This window comes from Bacillus sp. OTU530 (assembly GCF_038440375.1).
Map to the genome: position 1 here is coordinate 1 of NZ_JASATP010000143.1, position 540 is coordinate 540.

Annotated in this window: 1 protein-coding gene; it reads left to right on the top strand. The window is 37.6% G+C overall.

Annotation, left to right across the window (positions count from 1 at the left end; translation table 11 throughout):
- Window positions 1-540 (top strand): GerAB/ArcD/ProY family transporter (locus AAHB12_RS31270; RefSeq protein WP_342048947.1); only part of this gene is annotated, 540 nt, incomplete at both ends.

Genomic DNA, 540 nt, shown 5'->3' on the forward strand with positions numbered 1-540 from the left:
TTGGTAAATACGTTGGATGGATAATCGGTCTATTATACGTCCTATTCCTTTTGTACGATGCAGCCCGAGATTTGCGTGACTTTGGTGATTTGCTGCTTACATCGACATTGAGAAAAACACCGTTATTGGCGATCAATATCTTGATGGTTCTTGCCATTTGTTATGTACTTTATCTAGGAATTGAGGTATTAGCGAGGACAGCAGAAGTCTTCATTGTCATACTGCTCTTCATAGGCTTTACAGGAAATGTTCTTATCTTTGTTTCAGGTAATATTGTTCCTCATAATTTGCAGCCGTTTCTTGAAAATGGATGGAAACCGATATTAACGACAGCATTTCCGTTGCTTACTTTTTTTCCTTTTGGAGAAATAATTGCTTTCACTATGTTGTTTCCTTATTTAAATCGGCCTGAATTAGCGAAAAAGGTTGGGCTGTTTGCCTTGTTTTCAAGCGGTATTAGCCTAGCTTGGACAACAAGTTTAAATATTGCCGTTCTTAGTGTCGAAGTAGTGGAAAGATCTACTTTTCCTTTGTTATCAA